Source organism: Bacillus sp. FSL K6-2431 (assembly GCF_038005165.1).
Classification (GTDB): domain Bacteria; phylum Bacillota; class Bacilli; order Bacillales; family Bacillaceae; genus Bacillus; species Bacillus pumilus.
The window spans coordinates 2,558,569-2,577,645 of the sequence record NZ_JBBOSQ010000001.1; the positions used below are offsets into that span (position 1 = coordinate 2,558,569).

Below are 19,077 nucleotides of genomic sequence, written 5' to 3' on the forward strand. Positions count from 1 at the left end.
TTAAGCAGATTTCTTTCTGTCTAGTAGGACTGCAATCAAGATGACAATCCCTTTCACAACAGATTGATAGAATGATGATACACCAAGTAAGTTCATACCGTTGTTCAGGACACCGATGATAAGCACCCCGATCAGTGTGCCGACAATTCGCCCTCTTCCGCCGGAAAGGCTTGTCCCGCCAAGTACAACGGCAGCAATCGCATCAAGCTCATAGGACGTACCAGCTGTTGGCTGAGCTGAGTTTAGGCGAGAGGTTAAAATGGCACCTGCTAAAGCAGACATGAAACCTGCCAATGAATAGATCATAATTTTTACGCGTGGTACTTTGATTCCTGAAATGAGCGCAGCTTTTTCATTCCCACCGATTGCATATGTTCTTCTGCCGAAAGGCGTTTTATGAAGCAGCACCCAGAGCACGATAAAGGTGAGAAGCATCGTGATCGCTGGAACAGGAATGCCTAAGAAATACCCGCGTCCGAATAACTGAAAGGCATAGTTAGAACCGAGTCCTGTAATCGGGTTTCCGTCTGTATAAACAAGTGTTAATCCTCTGAAAATCGTCATCGTGGCAAGTGTTGCGATAAAAGGAGCCATTTTTCCTTTTGTGATTAAAAGACCGTTGACCATCCCAAGAATAGCGCCGATGATACAGCCAACGATAATAGCTAAAATCGGGTCCATACCAGACACGATAAATCCGGCAGTCAGCGCACTAGAAAGTGCTAAAATGGCACCGACCGACAAATCAATTCCTCCTGTTAAAATAACAAACGTCATTCCAAAGGCAATGAGGGCATTAATGGAGATTTGTCTCAGTAAGTTTAAGATGTTTAATGGCTCTAAAAAGGCCGGGTTTAAAATAGAAACAATGGCGACAAGGATGATGAGTCCTAAGAATGGCCCAAGCTTTTGCATGATGTTGTCAAATCGTCCATTTGAAGTAAGTGGTTTCATGTTACTTCCCTCCTGTAGCTAGTGTCATAATTCGTTCTTGTGTTGCGTCTGCTTTATTTAATTCTCCGCTGATGGTTCCTTCATGAATGACAAGCACTCGATCGCTCATCCCTAGAATTTCTGGGAGCTCAGAGGAGACCATTAAAATGGCAACACCTCGATCAGTCAGTTCATTCATTAACTGGTAGATTTCTCGTTTCGCTCCGACGTCGACACCTCTTGTCGGTTCATCTAAAATCAAGACCTTCGGCTGGATGCCGATCCATTTGGCGATGACGACTTTTTGCTGATTTCCACCAGAGAGACTTCGAGCAGAGATTTCAGAGGAAGCCGTTTTAATCGTCAATCTTTTGATGAGCAGGTCAACAAAATCCTGTTCGTTTTTCTTATCGATCAGTCCCTTTGGAGAGAAGCTTTCTAAGTTTGGCAGACCAATGTTTTCTCGAATGGATGCATCCAGCATGAGTCCTTCATCTTTGCGATCCTCTGTGATAAAGCCGATGCCGAGCTTGACGGCATCACTTGGTTTTTTAATGATAGCCTTTTTCCCATGAACCCAGATTTCCCCTTGATCAAGAGGATCAAGACCAAACAGTGACCGCATCATTTCGGTCCTGCCAGCGCCCATTAAGCCTGCAACACCGACGATTTCTCCAGCTTTAACGGAGAAATTGATATCTTGAAATTGTCCTTTTCTTGTCGCTTGCTTCACCTCAAGGATAGTATCTCCTAGAGAAGGCGTTCTCTCAGGGTATCGATCTGTTAATTCGCGGCCGACCATTTTTTTGACGACCTCATGGAAATTTGTTTCAGGTATGGCTTTCGTATCGACCGTTTTCCCATCGCGCATGATGGTAATCCGGTCACAGATCGCAAAAATTTCCTCCATACGGTGAGAAATATAGACGATGGATACGCCTTCCTTTTTGAGAGATTCAATAACCTGAAAGAGCTTTTCAATCTCACGGTCTGTAAGAGCTGCTGTTGGCTCATCCATGATGATGACCTTCGCTTCTGTCATTAATGCCTTTGCAATCTCAATCATCTGTTTTTGTCCAACAGAGCAGCTACCTGCCTCTTGATCAAGCGAGAGGTTCACAGACAATCGGTCCAGCTGGCTTTGGGCAAGAACCTTCATTTTCTTTGTGTCTAGCAATCCAAATTTCGTATAGATTTCTTTCCCGATGAATAGGTTTTCCAAGACGGTCATATCTGGCCATATGTTGAGCTCTTGATGAATAAAGGCGATGCCGTGTTGTTCCGCTTCCTTCGGATTTTTGAAAGCGGTTTCTTTCCCGTCGATTTGAATCGTTCCCTGGTCTAATGAATAAAGACCTGTGAGCAGGTTCATTAAAGTTGATTTTCCTGCGCCATTTTCACCCATGAGCGCGTGAACCTCACCTGTGACGAGGTCAAAGGAGACCCCGGAAAGAACGGTGTTTTTTCCAAAGGCCTTATGGATGTTATGCATCTCAATGTTCATATCTGGCTCCTCCTTTTAAAAGATGACACCGGCATGAAGAATGCAGTTTGCGTATGGGGTGGCTTCACCCGTGCGAATGACTGCTTTTGCCTGTTTGGTCATATCTTTAAACGTCTCGTGGTCTACATCATGTAATGGCTTTGAGAACGCTTTCTTTAGAAATAGATGATCTCGCTCATTGGCTTCTTTGATTTCACTAGCTACAGTCATGTGTTCAACCGCCATTTCTTGAAGAAGGAGGGAGGTGACCTCCTGAAAGGACGGTGTGCCGATTGATAGTGCCAGGTCGATTTTGACTGGACCTTCTGGAATCGGCAGGCCGCAGTCTGCGATGACGATTGTATCTGTATGACCAAGGTCAGCAAGTACCTTGGCGATATGACTGTTTAAGATGCCGTTTTTTTTCATTTTTTTCTCTCCAGTTCTTCTCTTGTTGGCATGCCGCCTTGTGCACCGAACTTTGTAACAGAGATAGATGCGGCTAAGTTGGCAAAGGCAAGTGCGTCGTATAGGGATTTTCCCTCTGCTAGTGCTACAGCTAGAGCACCGTTAAAAGTATCACCAGCGCCTGTAGTGTCAACGGCTTTCACAGGGTAGCCTGGCACCAACACTTCTTTTATTCCGTCAAAGTAACGAACACCATTTTTTCCTTCTGTAATGAGTAATTTGTTTGGATATTGGCGCAAAGCTTCTGCTATGGTGAGTCCATCAAACATAAGAGCTGCTTCGTGTTCGTTTGGAGTAATATAGGCAGCTTGATCTAATATTTGCTGAGAAACTTGACGAGCTGGTGCGGGATTTAAGATGACCGGAATCCCTTTCTCACTGCAAATGGTGCAGACGGCTTCGACTGTTTCTTCAGGAATTTCTTGCTGAATGAGGACCATTCCAATGTCTTCAATAGAAGAAAGAGCATCTGTTACATAGTGAGGTGTCACCTCATTGTTTGCCCCTTTGACCACGACAATGCTGTTATCACCTTCCGCTAAAATGATATGAGCCGTGCCGCTTTCCATTTCGGTAACCGGTTTCATATATGAGGTGCGGACCCCTTGGTCTTGTAGATTGCTGAGAATATCTTGACCATAAGCGTCATCACCGACCCGGCCGATCATGTAAACATCAGCACCGAGTCTGGCACTGGCGACTGCTTGATTGGCGCCTTTTCCGCCTGGGACGGTTTTAAATGATTCGCCTAACACTGTTTCACCGGCATTTGGCCGTTTATCCGAAGTGACGACTAAATCCATTGAACAGCTTCCTACTACGACAATATGACTCATTGTGAATCCACCTTTCTTGTGGTCTCTCGTTCAATAAAAGAGACGGGCATTTGAATAACTGGTTGATCTATAGGTTGTTTCTGAATCGCTTTAATTAACAGCTGCGCCGCTTCTTTTCCCATCTCATAGGCAGGCTGCCTAATTGTCGATAGGGAAGGGAAGAGCAGCTCGCTTTGCGGAATATCGTCAAACCCAATGATTTGAACATCCTCTGGAACGGCTTTTCCGATCCGAAGTGCTTCGTGTATGACCGCTGTTGCGACAATGTCATTACTGGCAATGATGCCATCTGTTTCAGGGTACAGCTGGAAAAGAGCCTTGGCACTCTTACGGGCTTCTTGAAAAGAAAATGAAGCATTAGACATCACATGGAAGTCGACACCCTTTTCGGTCAGTACATCGAGTGCACCCTTGAATCTCTGCCTCGCTGTTTGAAGGTGGGCAGGTCCTTTCAGCAGTGTGATCTGCCGGCTGCCGCGCCTGATTAATTCCATTGCAGCCATTTTCCCGCCAGCTGCAGTATCTGCAGATACAGAAGGTGCATGCGAGACGGTTCGATCTAAGAACACAACCGGCAATTCATCATCATTGTATATATCTGATTCAGGTTCGTTTGTGACAGCGATGACACCGACTACTTGATTTTGTTTAAAGGTTTGTAAATAAGCCAATTCCTTTTCTCGATCTTCATCACTGTTTCCGAATAATAACCGAAAACCTTGCGCATGAATCTCATCCTCTACGCCTCTAGCAAGCTGAGGAAAGAAGGGGTTTGTGATATCAGGCAAGATCAAACCGATTAAGCGGGATTCTCTTTTGAAAAGGGATCTAGCCACTTCATTGGGAAAGTAGTTCAGCTCCTGCATCGCTTGTGTCACGCGGGTTTTCGTATCTGTATGGACATATCCAGTATCGTTAAGCACGCGAGACACAGTGGCAACAGACACTTGTGCAGCTTTTGCAACATCTTTAATGGTAGCCAATGGAGTGCCTCCCTTCGTGAATGTGTAACCGTTTACACAAATAGATTATCATGAAAGCTTTTAAATGACAATCTTAAAAAAATAAAAAAAGAAAAGAAAGATGACATCTTCCTTTTCTTAACTAATAATCCCTGTTTGGGTAATATTCACTTTGACTTTTGGGATGATTTTTACATTTGGATAATCAGTGACCCAATTCATTTTCATATACTCATCATAATGTCTGACTCTATATTTTCTGCCTAGACTTAAGACGTCAGAATTTGCTTCTTGTAACGTAGCAACAATTTTTTCTGCTTCTTTTGTCAAGATGGTTGAAAGTCTTTTGTTCAGCATTTTAATTTTTTTGTCTGTATCAAGATTATCTTTTGGGTATTCAAGGACAGAAGTATTAAATTCAAATTTGAGTGAGTATGTTAAGTTTCGATGATCAGGATTCAGAATCTCGATGTCTCTCTTCACATCAGTGACTTGGATGGTGATGTAATTGTTTTCCTTTGACTTCATGTCACTTCTCACTTTTTTTGTGAAGTTGGCATAGTTGCCCATTTTTCCGTCCATGATGGTGAGCAAGATCGCATCTTGACCGTACAACTCGCCTTTCTTTTTCTCATTATCAAATAGGGCAACACCTTTTACACTGATTAATTTCTTCGATTGATCAAAATGGATTAAGGGCAGTGTGAAGTCCTCTCCAGTTTGGAGCATTTTAGATCGAATACTTTGAATGTTTTTAGGTGCTACTTGGGATGAGCGTGATGCGGTTGTGATCAAGTTATTTAAATAGTCACTCACAATGAGCTTTTCCTTCAGCAGCGAGTTAATCACTTCTTCACAGGTCCCCCCTTGAACAACGGCGAGATTTGCGAGGAGGGGGCTTTTCGGATCACGATAAAACATATCTAAGTAGGGAAGAAGACGATTTTGGGCAAATTCATCACCGACCAGCATCACCCGCATTTTCGACATGTCTATTTTTTGATCCACAATCCGGCTGAAGTTGGTTCTTGCTTTCCTTAAAGTAGGTGCTTCCGTTGTGAGAAGAGTGGTTAAAAAGCTGCCTGTGTTTCCTTGCTCCATACTTTGAGACTGCTGCACCTTTCGATAAGTAATCGAGTACTTGGCATTGTCATCTTCTCCTTGATCAACAGCAGAGGTTAAAACAAGAGAGATATTCTTTAATAAGTTTTGATCCCAGCAGCCAGGCATGAATATGAGAGACACACACATGAGCAAAGTCAGTATGTACTTATGACGCATGTGATTTCACCTTCCCTTTACGATGTTTGAAAAAGATGATAATTGCCATAAAGATCGGGAGTGTGTAAATAAATGAATATTGCGCAATGGTGGTAAAGTCATTAAAACGTTGAATTCTAAAATTATCGGTTGCAAGATAGCAGCTAGCCGCATAGATCAAAATGGCAAAATAAAAGACGTATTTTTTGTGGTCTTTTTTCTTGAGAATACTTGCTACGCCATTTGCACAAAAGTAAAGATAATTACTGAGTGTGGCAAGAATGATAAATACCCAGAAACTCAGAAAAATCAGATCTGTCCGCTCAATCACACCGAACGAAATGGTTTTTAACAGATAAAGAACAGGATTTGGAATGATTTTAAGCTCAATCGGGCTGAAAAACATAAAACAAATCACTGTGATAAATAGGTAGTAAAGAGTCGTGCATATATTGGCAATGGTCATGACCTTGTATCGCGCTTTAATGGTGCCTTTCATCAGTGGAGAGATGATCAAAATCATTTCAAATCCATTCATAGATAATACAACATCCTTTAATCCAAGCTGAAATTGAGAGAAGTCCGTTTGGAAAAAGGGCATAAGGTAGTCGATATTGGTTCCTTTTAATGAATACAGCATGATGAGAGACAACAAGAGTAAAAAAGGAGTCAGAATAAAGTTGAATCTGACAATCGCTGTAATTTGTTCCTTGGCGATGTAAAGGATGGATATCATGAGTAGTAGGTTGATCACCCAATTGGGTGTAAGTGGTAAAACCCATATACCCAGAATTCTCGTGAAAATAGATAGAACGACAATACAGACTGAGGCGAAATAAATTGTATAAAGAGCCACTAAGATTCGCCCAATCCATTTTCCAAAAACCTCAATTAACGCCTCGAAAAATGATGTCTCAGGATATTTGTGAATGATATATATAAAAATGGTATTGATGATTTGGATAAAAAAACAAGCCAAAATGATAGCCATCCAGCCATCATGCCCCATATCTTTCATAAGCAAATGAGGCAGGGCTAAAATACCGACACCAATTTGAGATTGAATGATAAAAAAGACAGCTTGAGATGGAGATATTTTATTTTTCATCTTGATTTTTCCATCCTCTCAAATTTTCAATTTGCTCTTTCTTTTTTGGATTTAAGTAAACAGGGCGTTTTTTATACATCCACATCGGTAATCGAATCACAGTGTCTTTTAAGTCCTGCCAGTTAAATGGAGTTACTGGAGATAAATACGGGACACCTAGTGATTCAAGGCGGCATAAATTCATCAGGACGATCGACAGGCCGAATGAAATGCCGATAAACCCAAACATCGATGCCATGAACATGAGCGGAAAACGCAGCATCCTGATGGTAGACGTCATTTCAAACGAAGGAAGAACAAAGGAAGCAACAGCGGTCACGGCGACCACAACGATAAGAACATTCGAAATGAGCCCAGCCTTTACTACCGCATCTCCAATGACCAAACCGCCTACGATCCCAATGGTCTGTCCAATTGGTTTTGGCAGACGCACCCCTGCCTCGCGTATGAGCTCAATCGTAATCTCCATCAGCATAGCTTCTATTAAAGGTGGAAAAGGAACGCCAATAATGGAATTTTTCATCGTAATCGCTAATTCATCCGGGACAACCTCATAATGAAAGCCGATGACCGCAATATAAAAAGAAGGCAAAATCACAGCGATGATACAGGCAACATAACGAAGAATACGAATAAACGTAGCTGGAATCCAGCGACTATTGTAGTCATCTGGTGATTGAAAGAAGCTAAAGAACGTAATAGGCAGAATGATAGCCATTGGACTGCCATCCATCAGCACAACAATTCTCCCCTCAAGAATGGCGGATCTCACTTTGTCAGGTCGTTCTGTATCAATGAGCTGCGGGAAGATGGAATATGAATCATCCTCAATCGCTTCTACAATAGAACCGGGGCTGAGCAGCGTGTCTACTTTAATGGAAGAAATTCGTCTGTTGACCTCATCTATCTTTTCTTGATTGGCAATATCAGAAATATAAACTGTCGCAACCTTTGTTTCAGATTTTGTGCCGATCTTATGATACTGGATCGCAAGTTTTCGATCATTTAAGTGTGACCGCAGTAAATATAAATTGGTATCTAAACTCTCAACAAACCCATCATGTGCGCCTGCAATAATACTTTCAGAAGAAGGTTCAGAAATGGAACGCAGCGGCGGCTGTCCAACGGCAAATATTTTGATCTGTGAGGATTTTTCATCAAGGAAGGCAATGCTTCCTGCAATAATGCTGTCGACAATCAGCGTCAAGTCTCCTGTTTCGAGTGTACTAAGTGATTTTGTATAGTTCTGCTCTCCAGGAGGACCGAGCAAGTTGCCGATAATGAAGTCGTTTAATTTGCTTTCTTCAACTCTTGTTTTAATATAAAACAGCACTGATTTCGTTTCATTCACCATTAATTCCCGGTATTCAAAATCGGCGCTTTGCTGAAATGCTTTCTTCAGGATTCGAATTTTTTCCTCAAAACCGCCTGATAAAAAGTGTAAGCGTGTTTGCTCATTCGTATTTGGCATCTTTAGCCTCCTCTCACAGTTTTTTAACCATAGTGTGAGCGGAGAGGCTGATTTTATTCGTCACCTTAGTTGAAAGCATGACATAAGCTGACAACTTTCAACTAAAATCATATTAAAAATGTTAAGAAATGATGAATCTTGATAAAAAGAAATGAATAATGTTTCATTGTTTAGGTCATAAGGAGCGAAATTCGTAATGAGAAGGCATTTCGAAATGATCAATAGTTTACATCTTATCCCAATTTTTCGTGACCTGAAAATAAGCATATGACTTGATTTTTTTAGAGATGACCTTTGTCATAGGTCAACACATAGCATTCTGAGCGCTGAGGATGACTTTCTAACCTGTTCCTTCAAAAATCGAAAACATTCCAAAACACGCACTATTCATTTAAAGCGCTGATATGACTGAGGTTATAGAGTTTAAAGGGCTTTAAAACATTGATTCAAAATACATCTTAACAATTGTCAAAAAATTTAGGGAGAAAAGGACAAAAGATTTTTCGATGCTTGATGGTAACGCTTACTCTTGATTGAAGGCGAAATTCAGGCTGATTTTTGTCCGTCTTTTGGCCTTTTCATTTAAAGAGGAGCTAGGTCAATACACCTTCTGATTAGAGGAATTTGGCATACGAGGAAGTGAAAGATTATGTTACATAATACCGATTGTGATTTTATGCTGAACCTATATACTGTTGATTGAATTTACATATCACACTCATAAAAAAAGGAGATGTAGATAAGCGATGTGGTTAATCGTTATAGCCTGTGTCATCATGTTAGGGATTGGCTTTATTGAAAAGAAGCGTCACCAGAAAAATATCGATGCCCTACCGGTGCGCGTCAATATTAATGGTATTCGCGGAAAGTCTACCGTTACAAGATTGACAACCGGTATCTTAATGGAGGCAGGTTATAAAACTGTCGGCAAAACAACGGGAACAGATGCAAGAATGATTTATTGGGATACGCCAGAGGAGAAACCGATTAAAAGGAAACCGCAAGGACCGAATATCGGTGAGCAGAAGGAAGTTATGAGAGAAACCGTTGAAAGAGGAGCAAATGCCATCGTCAGTGAATGTATGGCGGTAAATCCAGATTACCAAATCATCTTTCAGGAAGAGCTGCTTCAAGCGAATATTGGCGTGATCGTAAACGTTCTTGAAGATCATATGGACGTCATGGGGCCGACACTTGATGAAATAGCAGAAGCCTTTACAGCGACAATTCCTTACAATGGACACTTGGTTATTACGGATAGTGAATATACGGATTTCTTTAAAGAGATTGCGAAAAAACGCAATACAGAAGTCATTGTTGCAGATAATTCCAAGATTTCTGATGAGTATTTACGGAAATTTGAGTACATGGTCTTCCCAGATAATGCCTCACTTGCACTTGGTGTTGCACAGGCATTGGGAATTGATGAAGATACGGCATTCCGAGGAATGTTAAATGCGCCGCCTGATCCAGGAGCGATGAGAATTCTTCCATTAATGGATGCGAAAACGCCTGGACACTTTGTAAATGGTTTTGCGGCAAATGACGCATCATCTACATTGAACATTTGGAAGCGTGTGAAAGAAATTGGATATCCAACAGATGAACCGATTATTATCATGAACTGCCGTGCGGATCGTGTAGATCGAACGATCCAGTTTGCGGAGGATGTACTTCCTTATATTGAAGCAAGTGATCTCGTCTTAATTGGTGAAACAACAGATCCAATTGTAAAGGCATATGAGGATGGAAAAATTCCGGCTGACCACTTACACAACCTTGAATATCAATCTACAGAAGAAATTATGAACATGCTTGAGAAAAAGCTTCATAATCGAGTGGTTTATGGAGTCGGCAATATTCATGGTGCCGCTGAACCGTTAATCGAAAAAATTCAAGAATACAAAATTAAGCAGCTTGTCAGCTAGGAGGAAATATAGAAAATGTTCGGATCAGATCTTTATATCTCGTTAATTTTAGGTGTTCTACTTAGTTTAATCTTTGCAGAAAAAACAGGAATCGTACCAGCTGGACTTGTTGTCCCAGGTTATCTGGCGCTTGTATTTAACCAGCCAGTCTTCATTTTAGTTGTCTTATCTGTCAGCTTGCTTACGTATGTCATCGTTCGCTTTGGTCTATCGAAATTTATGATTTTATACGGACGCAGAAAGTTTGCTGCAATGCTGATTACAGGGATTGCCTTAAAGCTAGTCTTTGATTTCTTCTACCCAGTGGTCCCATTTGAAATAGCAGAATTCCGCGGAATCGGTATTATCGTTCCTGGATTGATTGCAAATACGATTCAAAAGCAAGGTCTTACGATGACCCTTGGAAGCACGTTACTTCTAAGTGGTGCAACATTTGCCATCATGTATGTTTACTATCTATTTTAAGATAAGGTGTGTCCAATGATGAATAAAAAATTGAGCTTTCAGGAAAAGCTGCTGAAAATCACAAAGAACCAAAAGAAAAAAACGAATAAACACGTGCTGATTGCTTTACCGATCGTCATTGCTTGTACATTTCTATTTACGTTTATCGGGCAAGCAAAAGTGCCAACTGTACAAAAGAATCCAGAAAACATCCTGACCGCTTCGTTTGTCGGTGACATTATGTTTGGAAGAAACGTAGAGAAAGTAACAGACCGTTATGGAAAACAGCATCTCTTTCGCTATGCTAAACCATACTTTGATGTATCAGATTATGTGACTGGTAACTTTGAGCATCCAGTCGCATCAGACCGGGAACAAGCGGCGCAAAAGAATATTCATTTAAAAACAGATGAGGATTCTGTCAAAGCGTTGAAGGATTTGAATTTCTCTGTATTAAACTTTGCGAATAACCATGCGGCAGACTATGGTGAAAAAGGGCTGAACAAAACGATTGATGCCTTTAAACAAGCTGACATGGATTATACAGGCGCAGGCCTTAACCTTCAGGATGCGAAGCAGAACATTTCGTATAAAGAAGTAAATGGTGTCAAAATCGCTACACTTGGTTTTACAGATGTGTATGGGAAAGATTTTAAAGCAACGAATCGCCAGGCGGGTATCTTGCCAGCCGATCCATCTATCTTTATTCCGATGATTTCGCAGGCTGCTGAAAAGGCAGATGTCGTCGTTGTTCATGCTCACTGGGGACAGGAGTACAACAATGAGGTAAACGATAGACAAAGAGAATTGGCAAGAGCGATGTCTAAGGCTGGTGCTGATATCATTATCGGTGCTCATCCGCACGTTCTTGAGCCAATGGAAGTCTATAACGGCACGGCGATCTTCTATAGCTTAGGAAACTTTATTTTTGACCAAGGCTGGTCAAGAACACGTGATTCTGCACTTGTTCAGTATCATCTGAATGAAGATGGAAAAGCGACATTTGAAGTGGTCCCAATGTACATCAAAGAAGCAACACCTGCTCCGGTTAAAGCAGGATCATTTGAATCAAAATCCATTATCCGTATGCTGACAAATGGTACGAATGCGGATTGGAAAGAAAAAGACGGACACATTTTCTTTGAAGTAGATCACGCTGATAAAGTTAAACACTTAAAAGAAAACGGAGGGAAAGAGAAGAAATGAAATTTCTAAAAGCAAGCTGGCCGTTTGTTGCGTTAATTTTAGTCTTTGTCTTTATGTCTGCTTTTAAATTTAGTGACAGCCTCACAGATCATGAAAAACAAAAGATCTCGGTTGAAATGCAGAAAATTGAACAGCAAAAGCAGTCAAAAGCGGAAGCAGGTAAATAACCTAAAAAGGATAAAGGGCACGCATATCGCGTGCTCTTTTTTTGTCGAAATAAGGTGTAAAATGAAAGGTGTCATGCCGAAACTATAGAAGAAAGGAGGGGAAAGATCATGAAGTGGAAAGGAATATTGATTGGTGGGTGCGCGCTCGTAGGGCTCATGTTCATGTCTCAATCAGAAGCAGTTGCTCAAACAGCGTCTCCTTTGCAGCAAGCGGAAAAGCTGATTGGAACACCTTATCATAAAGGAGGAACCGATCCAAAAACGGGCTTTGACGCATCAGGGTTTACGCAATATGTGTACAAGACATCAGGCGCTTTTGATTTGCCGCGGAAGGTAATCGATCAGTATCAGATTGGAAAAAAGGTATCATGGGACAAAGCCCAGCCAGGTGACCTTGTATATTTTCGAAGCCTTGAAGAAACAAAGGATATCCCGACACATGTGGCATTGTACGCTGGTAACAATCAGGTCATCCACATCACGCTTAGTCAAGGTGTGGTGAAAACAAACGTCAGCAAAAGCAAATACTGGACGGACCGATTTTATGCAGTCAAACGACTTCCCGGCACACCGTCAATCTCGGATAATCGTCTTGTGAAAGATGCGATGAAATATGTAGGTATTCCTTATGTATTTGGTGCAGCAGACCCTAAGATTGGCTTTGATTGTTCAGGCTTTTTACAATATGTATTTGAAAAATCACTAGGGATTTATTTGCCTCGAAGCGCTGAACAGCAGTGGATGGTTGGAGAAAAAGTGGCATTAGATGATGTACGTCCTGGGGATTTTGTCTTTTTTAGCAACACCTATAAGCCAGGCATTTCTCATGTAGGGATGTATATTGGGGGCGACCGTTTTATTCATGCGAGCCGTTCGGAAAGTGTCACGATTTCTTATTTGTCTGAATCGTATTGGCGCGAAAAATGGACAGGTGCGAAACGATTAACGGAGCTGAAATTAGCAAAAGAAGACCCGATTGTCTCAAAAGCCGCTACGTATATTGGTGAAGTTCCTTATGTTAAAGGTGGGACGAATCCAAAGCAAGGCTTTGACACAGCAGGGTTCACACAATATGTGTATCGTGAAGTGCTTGGTATTGAGCTGCCTCGTTATGCGTCAGGTCAAGTCAAGGCAGGTACGCCTGTGAAACGGTCGGAGCTGAAGCCGGGAGATCTCGTTTTCTTTAGTGGCACGTCATTGATACCGGCCATTTATGCAGGATCAAATCAAGTGATTCACATGACCGTCTCAAATGGTGTCGTGCTTACGAATATGAAAACAAGTACGTACTGGAAGGATAAGTATGAGACGGCAGTTCGAATTAAAAAATAAAGAAAAAGCCCGATCAATGCTCGCATCGGACTTTTAGACTTCTCTCTAGGCGCTGATCACACAAGCGTCTTTTTTTCATGGAATTGATTTTGTAAAAGCAAATCAATAAAGTAAGCAACACCGTCTTCATGATTGCCTTTTGTAATGTAGGTGCTCTTGTCTTTAATGACATCAACGGCATTCCCCATTGCAATGCGGTGGCCTACTTCCTCAAACATGGATAGATCGTTGGGGCTGTCGCCAATCGCATAAATATGTGAGCGGTCTACGCCGTAATGAGCTGCGAGCTTTTTAAGAGCATGTCCTTTTCCAGACTCTTTTGGAAGAACCTCAATGATATGTTTTCCAGAAGAGGTCAATGAAAGCTCAGGCATTTCCGCGAGAAGATCTCGAGCTTCCTGTAGTTTGTTCATATCAAACGAGAAGCAGAGTAATTTATAGGTCGCTTCATTCGACCCAAAAATCTGACGAATATCATCCACTGGTTTGATGCCGAATTGTTTGAATTGAGTCATTGCCCCTTCCCATAAATCAGCTATATCTTCATTTGGATTCGCGCTTTTGATCACATCAAATTCTGCTTTCAGCTTCTCTTTTCCATCAAAAGGAGAGAGGAGCGAATCGTCCGTGTAAACCTCAAAGTAAATGTTTCGTTCTACTAAAGCCTGAGCCGCTCGTTTTCCTGCTTCTTGGTCAAGTGTGATACGGCTGAAAAGTTCGTAACCTTCTGTATGAACGGTTCCGCCGTTTGCTGCAATAATAGGAATGTCCAAATCGCCAAGCAGTTCCTTCACGTCAAAAGTCGCCCGCCCTGTACAGATGGTGACAATATATCCCGCTTCCTTCGCGCGGATCAATGCCTCCCTGTTTTGAGCAGATATTTCACTTTTTGTATTTAAAAGTGTACCGTCTAAATCAATCGCAATCATTTTTTTCATCGCTGTCAAATCCTCCTTCATGCATGCAATAGCCTCTTCAAAGTATGTACGATTTCGTTCATTCTCATGAGCAATACGATGCTTGTCCTCTCTATCAAGGCTAAACAAAAATGATCGAATGATCAAGGAAATAAGCCAAAGGGGTAAAATCTGCATCATCGTCAGCAAGTAAAAAAGCGCCCCTTAGGGACGCTTTCAGCGTGTAGACAAACCCTCGCATTCGGTGTCAGTCCTGTGCGCCGATGCTCACGAATATTAAATTCGCTCCGCTTCTGTGCTCGTTCTTCCTAGAGTGCAAAGGTTTTCTATCACGCTGAAAAGAAGACAAAGAGCTAAAATAAAAACCATTTTAGCCCTTTGTCAACAATCAAAAAGCGCCCCTTAGGGACGCTTTCTGTTTATGATAATTCAAGCTGCTTCTTCAATTCAGTCTTCACTTCGTTTAGCTGGTTTTGATCCAATTGGTAATAATAAACTCCGTTTGGCTGGTAATCAGAGCCTTTCAGCTGAATGGTATCAACCGATTTCAATGACGTCAGAAGCGGGAAAAGCCCGACTAGCTCTTTCATTGAAAGGTTGGTCGCGACATTATCACCAAGTGTATCAATGATATTGTCATATGACGGAATAGATGTTAACGATTTTGATTTATCAAAAATGGCTTTTAATACTTCCATTTGACGCTGCCCGCGCATTAAATCACTATCTGCTTTTCTTGTTCTCACATATGCAAGAGCTTGATCACCGTCTAGTGTATGGGTTCCTGTTTGAAGCTGTACCTTGCCCTTTGTATCTTTTAGAACCTGTTTAACTACATATTCATCCTTGACGTTAATAGAGACCCCGTTTAGTTCATTGACGATCTCTTTAAATGCTTTGAAATTACTTTGGATCACAAAATCAACCGGAATATCTAGTAAATCTTCGACTGTACTTAAAGTTAAATCTGCACCGCCAAATGCGTGTGCATGTGTAATTTTGTCATAGCCATGCCCTGGAATATTCACGTATGAGTCCCTTGGAATGCTTAATAATTTTACGGTTTTATTTGTACGATTGACGGTTGCTAAGACCATCGCATCGCTTCGTGCTTGTTTCACTGTTTCGCCCGGTCTGCTGTCAATACCAAGCAGCAAGACAGAAAAGCTGTCTTTCCCAGGATCGAATGCTTCAATCCGTTTGACAGATTGAGCGCCGCGATCTAAAGATACTTGTGCTTTTTTTGCAGCGCTTGTCACTTTATAGTAGGCATAGCCTGTGACAGAAGCGGTTGTCAGTAAAAGGATACCGACTATAAATAGAGTGACTTTCACCCATGGTTTTAAACGCTTTTTTCCTTTGCGTTTGCTTCTTGATTGATCCATATATTTTAAACCCTCGCTATGATTTTTATAGTAAAGATGTCCTTCTTTTTGCTTACAAACTAAAACAAATATACCTTAAAACGGGATATAGTGCGACGTTTTTTTCACTAACGCTTAATTGACGTTTCCTTATCGTAAAAAGTTTCAATGATACGCAAATGAAATATATTTGTCATAAAACATCGAAATGTTTGAAGTGACAGAAAGTGAGGAAAATGATTTTCCATAGAGAAACATACAGTACATACAGAAACAAAAGAGGGGTTATGAACATGAAAAATCGGAATGGATGGCTTTATTTTTTCGGCGCACTTGGCGGCGCCTTATATGGCTATGATACAGGTGTCATTTCTGGCGCCATCTTATTTATGAAAGAGGATTTAGGGTTAAACGCATTTACAGAGGGACTTGTTGTCAGCTCGATTTTAATCGGAGCGATGCTCGGTTCCTCTTTATCTGGAAAGCTGACAGATCAATTTGGGCGGAAAAAAGCCATCATCGCCGCAGCGATTTTATTTATTATCGGCGGATTTGGTACAGCCCTTGCTCCGAATACGGAAGTGATGGTCTTATTCCGAATTGTGCTAGGACTTGCTGTCGGGTGCTCGACCACGATTGTTCCATTATATTTATCTGAACTTGCTCCAAAGGAATCGAGAGGTGCACTGTCCTCATTAAACCAGCTCATGATCACATTTGGTATTCTTCTCGCCTATATTGTGAATTACTCTTTAGCGGATGCAGAGGCATGGCGCCTGATGCTTGGAATTGCGGTCGTGCCTTCTGTGCTTTTATTATGTGGGATTATGTTTATGCCAGAAAGCCCCCGCTGGCTGTTTGTCCATGGACAGGCAGACCGTGCGAAAGAGATATTATCTAAACTCAGAAAAAGTAAGCAAGAAGTGGAAGAAGAAATTTCAGACATTCAACAGGCGGAAAGTGAAGAAAAAGGCGGTTTTAAGGAATTATTTGAGCCATGGGTACGCCCAGCATTAATCGCTGGTGTCGGTCTTGCCTTTCTGCAGCAGTTTATCGGTACCAATACGATTATTTACTATGCACCAAAAACATTCACAAGCGTTGGCTTTGGTAATTCAGCGGCCATTTTAGGAACCGTCGGAATTGGGGCAGTGAATGTTGTCATGACGTTTGTGGCGATTAAAATCATTGACCGTGTAGGGCGTAAAGCGTTGCTCTTATTTGGGAATGCTGGCATGGTCCTTAGTTTAATAGTCCTGTCAGTGGTCAATCGATTTTTCGAGGGGTCAACAGTTGCAGGATGGACGACTATTATTTGTTTAGGGCTCTTTATCGTCATCTTTGCTGTCAGCTGGGGTCCTGTCGTTTGGGTTATGCTTCCTGAGCTGTTTCCGGTACATGTCCGAGGAATCGGTACAGGCGTCTCTACCTTCCTTCTTCATACAGGGAATTTAATCATCTCGCTTACATTCCCAACTTTACTAAGCGCGATGGGTATCAGTAACCTTTTCCTTATTTACGCGGTCATCGGCGTAGGCGCCTTCTTGTTTGTGAAATATATGGTGACTGAAACGAAAGGGAAAAGTCTTGAAGAAATTGAAGAAGATTTAAAAAAGAGGAACCGTTCCGTTACAGGTGACGAAGGAAAAACGGTGTGAACAATGACCGGCTGCCCGCATGCAGCTGGTTTTTCTTTGTTAAACAAACGTTTAATCAAGAAAGGACAATCTCTCATCTTCTGAACGTGCTGCATATGACATACATATGGAATAGGCGGGCGAAAGGTGGAAATGAGATGAAAGGGAAAACGAGCATTGTCATCCTGACATACAATGAACTGCATTTAACGAAAAAATGTATCGACAGCATCAAGCAGCATACCCGAAGTGACCAATATGAACTCATCATCGTTGATAATGCGTCAACCGACGGGACGAAGGAATATGTGAGAGAGCTGAAAGATGTGATTTTCATAGAAAATGCAGAAAATCGAGGCTTTGCAAAGGGCTGTAATCAAGGAGCAAAAAAAGCGACTGGGGATAGCATTCTCTTTTTAAATAACGACACGATCGTCACGGAAAACTGGCTTTCTCCATTAAAAGAGGCGTTATTTGCATCAGAACGTATCGGGATGGTAGGGCCAGTCTCCAATTATGTGAGCGGTCCTCAAATGGTCGAGCCAACGTATACAGATGTAAAGGAGCTACCAGCATTTGCTAAGAATTATACGGCTGTAAAAAAAGGTCAGAGAACTTATGTACATCGGCTTGTGGGGTTTTGTCTGCTTGTGAAAAGAGAGCTTATTGAAGAGGTGGGTTTATTTGATGAGCGGTTCGTGTATGGATCTTTTGAGGATGACGACCTTTGTTTGAGATCCTTGCTGAAGGGATATCAGCTTCAAATCGTTCACGATTCATTTGTGCATCATCACGGTCATGCAACCTTTCGAGCGAATCAAGAAACGAACATCTCTACATTGTTTGCAGAGAACAGGCTTCGGTTTTTAGATAAATGGGGCATTGATCTTAATTTGATGACCCCTCATCCGTACTTTGCGGCTCTGCTGCCTGAAGATGCTGTTTGTGTACTGGATGCGGGATGCGGCGCAGGAGCAACAGGGCTTGAACTAATGAATCGGCAGTCTGTTGACATGTACGGAGTAGAGGCTGATCCATTAAAAGCAGCCATTGCAAAGGCATATTACAAAGAAGTCATCGAGGCAAAAGCGGATGAGTACCCATGGTTAGAGAAAGAGGCTTTTTTTGATGCGGTCATTTTTTCGGATGTTTTAGAGCATGTGTCAGATCCTTGGCACATCATTGAACAAGCGCACGCATCTTTAAAGCCAGGCGGCGTGATCATTTGCTGCCTGCCCAACATGATGCATGCGGAGGTGCTTTTTCCGTTAATGACAGGGGATTTTACGTATCAAGATGTAGGAATTTTAGACCGAGGTCACCTGAGGTTCTTCACACCAAATACCATGCGTGCGCTTTTCCCAGATCATTTGTTTGAACGGGTGATTGAGCAGAGGATCAATGTTCCGATTGATCAAAACGTCCAATTGTTTTTTGACGAGGTGGCAAGAGTAGGAGCGTCACTTGGCTTTCAAACAAAAGCGTTGACTGATCAAGTGACCTTGTATCAGCTTCTCATCGTCGTGCGTAAAAAAGGCGGCTCCCCTTCGGGATAACCGCC

The 19,077-nt window shown here is 41.9% G+C and carries 17 protein-coding genes; 7 read left to right on the forward strand and 10 right to left on the reverse strand.

The features are described 5' to 3' along the window. The 8 genes from rbsC to MHH40_RS12835 all read right to left on the reverse strand — a co-directional run bounded on the left by rbsC (position 1) and on the right by MHH40_RS12835 (position 8,521). The gene (gene rbsC, locus MHH40_RS12800; protein ID WP_003215300.1) at positions 1-954 is read right to left on the reverse strand and encodes a ribose ABC transporter permease RbsC; all 954 of its coding nucleotides are present in this window, start codon (positions 952-954) and stop codon (positions 1-3) included. A gap of 1 nt (position 955) precedes the next feature. Next, complete coding sequence (locus MHH40_RS12805; RefSeq protein ID WP_050944406.1) at positions 956-2,437, reverse strand: sugar ABC transporter ATP-binding protein; 1,482 nt, start codon at positions 2,435-2,437, stop codon at positions 956-958. A gap of 15 nt (positions 2,438-2,452) precedes the next feature. Continuing rightward, on the reverse strand, positions 2,453-2,845 hold the full coding sequence (gene rbsD, locus MHH40_RS12810; protein WP_050944405.1) for a D-ribose pyranase: 393 nt from the start codon (positions 2,843-2,845) through the stop codon (positions 2,453-2,455). Beyond that, complete coding sequence (gene rbsK / locus MHH40_RS12815; RefSeq protein ID WP_050944404.1) at positions 2,842-3,720, reverse strand: ribokinase; 879 nt, start codon at positions 3,718-3,720, stop codon at positions 2,842-2,844. The genes rbsD and rbsK overlap by 4 nt, the downstream gene beginning before the upstream one ends. After that, positions 3,717-4,703: a LacI family DNA-binding transcriptional regulator gene (locus tag MHH40_RS12820; RefSeq protein ID WP_003215185.1), complete on the reverse strand. Its 987-nt coding sequence runs from the start codon at positions 4,701-4,703 to the stop codon at positions 3,717-3,719. Before MHH40_RS12820 ends, rbsK begins: the two co-directional genes overlap by 4 nt. Positions 4,704-4,820: 117 nt before the next feature. Next, entirely contained in the window at positions 4,821-5,963 is a 1,143-nt protein-coding gene (locus MHH40_RS12825) for a Ger(x)C family spore germination protein (protein WP_050944402.1), read from the reverse strand. Then, positions 5,953-7,050, reverse strand: coding sequence for a GerAB/ArcD/ProY family transporter (locus MHH40_RS12830; protein ID WP_050944400.1), 1,098 nt, complete (start codon positions 7,048-7,050; stop codon positions 5,953-5,955). The genes MHH40_RS12825 and MHH40_RS12830 overlap by 11 nt, the downstream gene beginning before the upstream one ends. Then, positions 7,040-8,521, reverse strand: a complete 1,482-nt coding sequence (locus tag MHH40_RS12835) for a spore germination protein (RefSeq protein ID WP_050944398.1) — start codon at positions 8,519-8,521, stop codon at positions 7,040-7,042. Before MHH40_RS12835 ends, MHH40_RS12830 begins: the two co-directional genes overlap by 11 nt. Positions 8,522-9,267: 746 nt before the next feature. On the opposite strand from MHH40_RS12835, the gene pgsB reads away from it, so the two are divergent. The 5 genes from pgsB to MHH40_RS12860 all read left to right on the forward strand — a co-directional run bounded on the left by pgsB (position 9,268) and on the right by MHH40_RS12860 (position 13,598). Next, positions 9,268-10,449 carry a poly-gamma-glutamate synthase PgsB gene (pgsB, locus tag MHH40_RS12840; RefSeq protein WP_012011489.1) on the forward strand — a complete coding sequence of 394 codons (1,182 nt, stop codon included), beginning with the start codon at positions 9,268-9,270 and terminating at the stop codon, positions 10,447-10,449. 15 nt (positions 10,450-10,464) lie between these two features. After that, positions 10,465-10,914: a poly-gamma-glutamate biosynthesis protein PgsC gene (gene pgsC, locus MHH40_RS12845; RefSeq protein ID WP_003213696.1), complete on the forward strand. Its 450-nt coding sequence runs from the start codon at positions 10,465-10,467 to the stop codon at positions 10,912-10,914. A gap of 18 nt (positions 10,915-10,932) precedes the next feature. Beyond that, positions 10,933-12,099, forward strand: a complete 1,167-nt coding sequence (locus MHH40_RS12850; RefSeq protein WP_034620154.1) for a CapA family protein — start codon at positions 10,933-10,935, stop codon at positions 12,097-12,099. Continuing rightward, the gene (locus MHH40_RS12855; protein WP_087976066.1) at positions 12,096-12,266 is read left to right on the forward strand and encodes a hypothetical protein; all 171 of its coding nucleotides are present in this window, start codon (positions 12,096-12,098) and stop codon (positions 12,264-12,266) included. Before MHH40_RS12850 ends, MHH40_RS12855 begins: the two co-directional genes overlap by 4 nt. 108 nt (positions 12,267-12,374) lie before the next feature. After that, complete coding sequence (locus MHH40_RS12860) at positions 12,375-13,598, forward strand: C40 family peptidase (RefSeq protein WP_050944396.1); 1,224 nt, start codon at positions 12,375-12,377, stop codon at positions 13,596-13,598. A 56-nt stretch (positions 13,599-13,654) separates the two neighbouring features. On the opposite strand, the gene MHH40_RS12865 is transcribed toward MHH40_RS12860, so the two are convergent. Together MHH40_RS12865 and MHH40_RS12870 are read right to left on the reverse strand one after the other, a co-directional pair. Continuing rightward, the gene (locus tag MHH40_RS12865) at positions 13,655-14,536 is read right to left on the reverse strand and encodes a Cof-type HAD-IIB family hydrolase (RefSeq protein WP_199852789.1); all 882 of its coding nucleotides are present in this window, start codon (positions 14,534-14,536) and stop codon (positions 13,655-13,657) included. 398 nt (positions 14,537-14,934) lie between these two features. After that, positions 14,935-15,900, reverse strand: a complete 966-nt coding sequence (locus tag MHH40_RS12870) for an LCP family protein (protein WP_003212964.1) — start codon at positions 15,898-15,900, stop codon at positions 14,935-14,937. 272 nt (positions 15,901-16,172) lie between these two features. Between MHH40_RS12870 and MHH40_RS12875 the strand changes: the two genes are divergently transcribed. Then, complete coding sequence (locus MHH40_RS12875; RefSeq protein ID WP_106918396.1) at positions 16,173-17,537, forward strand: sugar porter family MFS transporter; 1,365 nt, start codon at positions 16,173-16,175, stop codon at positions 17,535-17,537. A 137-nt stretch (positions 17,538-17,674) separates the two neighbouring features. Beyond that, positions 17,675-19,072: a bifunctional glycosyltransferase family 2 protein/class I SAM-dependent methyltransferase gene (locus MHH40_RS12880; RefSeq protein ID WP_340901164.1), complete on the forward strand. Its 1,398-nt coding sequence runs from the start codon at positions 17,675-17,677 to the stop codon at positions 19,070-19,072. The last annotated feature ends 5 nt before the right edge of the window (positions 19,073-19,077 follow it).

Coding starts and splice junctions, on each gene's coding strand:
- rbsC (WP_003215300.1), bottom strand. CDS start 954: ATGAAACCACTTACTTCAAATGGACGATTTGACAACATCATGCAAAAG.
- MHH40_RS12805 (WP_050944406.1), bottom strand. CDS start 2,437: ATGAACATTGAGATGCATAACATCCATAAGGCCTTTGGAAAAAACACC.
- rbsD (WP_050944405.1), bottom strand. CDS start 2,845: ATGAAAAAAAACGGCATCTTAAACAGTCATATCGCCAAGGTACTTGCT.
- rbsK (WP_050944404.1), bottom strand. CDS start 3,720: ATGAGTCATATTGTCGTAGTAGGAAGCTGTTCAATGGATTTAGTCGTC.
- MHH40_RS12825 (WP_050944402.1), bottom strand. CDS start 5,963: ATGCGTCATAAGTACATACTGACTTTGCTCATGTGTGTGTCTCTCATA.
- MHH40_RS12830 (WP_050944400.1), bottom strand. CDS start 7,050: ATGAAAAATAAAATATCTCCATCTCAAGCTGTCTTTTTTATCATTCAA.
- MHH40_RS12835 (WP_050944398.1), bottom strand. CDS start 8,521: ATGCCAAATACGAATGAGCAAACACGCTTACACTTTTTATCAGGCGGT.
- pgsB (WP_012011489.1), top strand. CDS start 9,268: ATGTGGTTAATCGTTATAGCCTGTGTCATCATGTTAGGGATTGGCTTT.
- pgsC (WP_003213696.1), top strand. CDS start 10,465: ATGTTCGGATCAGATCTTTATATCTCGTTAATTTTAGGTGTTCTACTT.
- MHH40_RS12850 (WP_034620154.1), top strand. CDS start 10,933: ATGAATAAAAAATTGAGCTTTCAGGAAAAGCTGCTGAAAATCACAAAG.
- MHH40_RS12855 (WP_087976066.1), top strand. CDS start 12,096: ATGAAATTTCTAAAAGCAAGCTGGCCGTTTGTTGCGTTAATTTTAGTC.
- MHH40_RS12860 (WP_050944396.1), top strand. CDS start 12,375: ATGAAGTGGAAAGGAATATTGATTGGTGGGTGCGCGCTCGTAGGGCTC.
- MHH40_RS12865 (WP_199852789.1), bottom strand. CDS start 14,536: ATGAAAAAAATGATTGCGATTGATTTAGACGGTACACTTTTAAATACA.
- MHH40_RS12870 (WP_003212964.1), bottom strand. CDS start 15,900: ATGGATCAATCAAGAAGCAAACGCAAAGGAAAAAAGCGTTTAAAACCA.
- MHH40_RS12875 (WP_106918396.1), top strand. CDS start 16,173: ATGAAAAATCGGAATGGATGGCTTTATTTTTTCGGCGCACTTGGCGGC.
- MHH40_RS12880 (WP_340901164.1), top strand. CDS start 17,675: ATGAAAGGGAAAACGAGCATTGTCATCCTGACATACAATGAACTGCAT.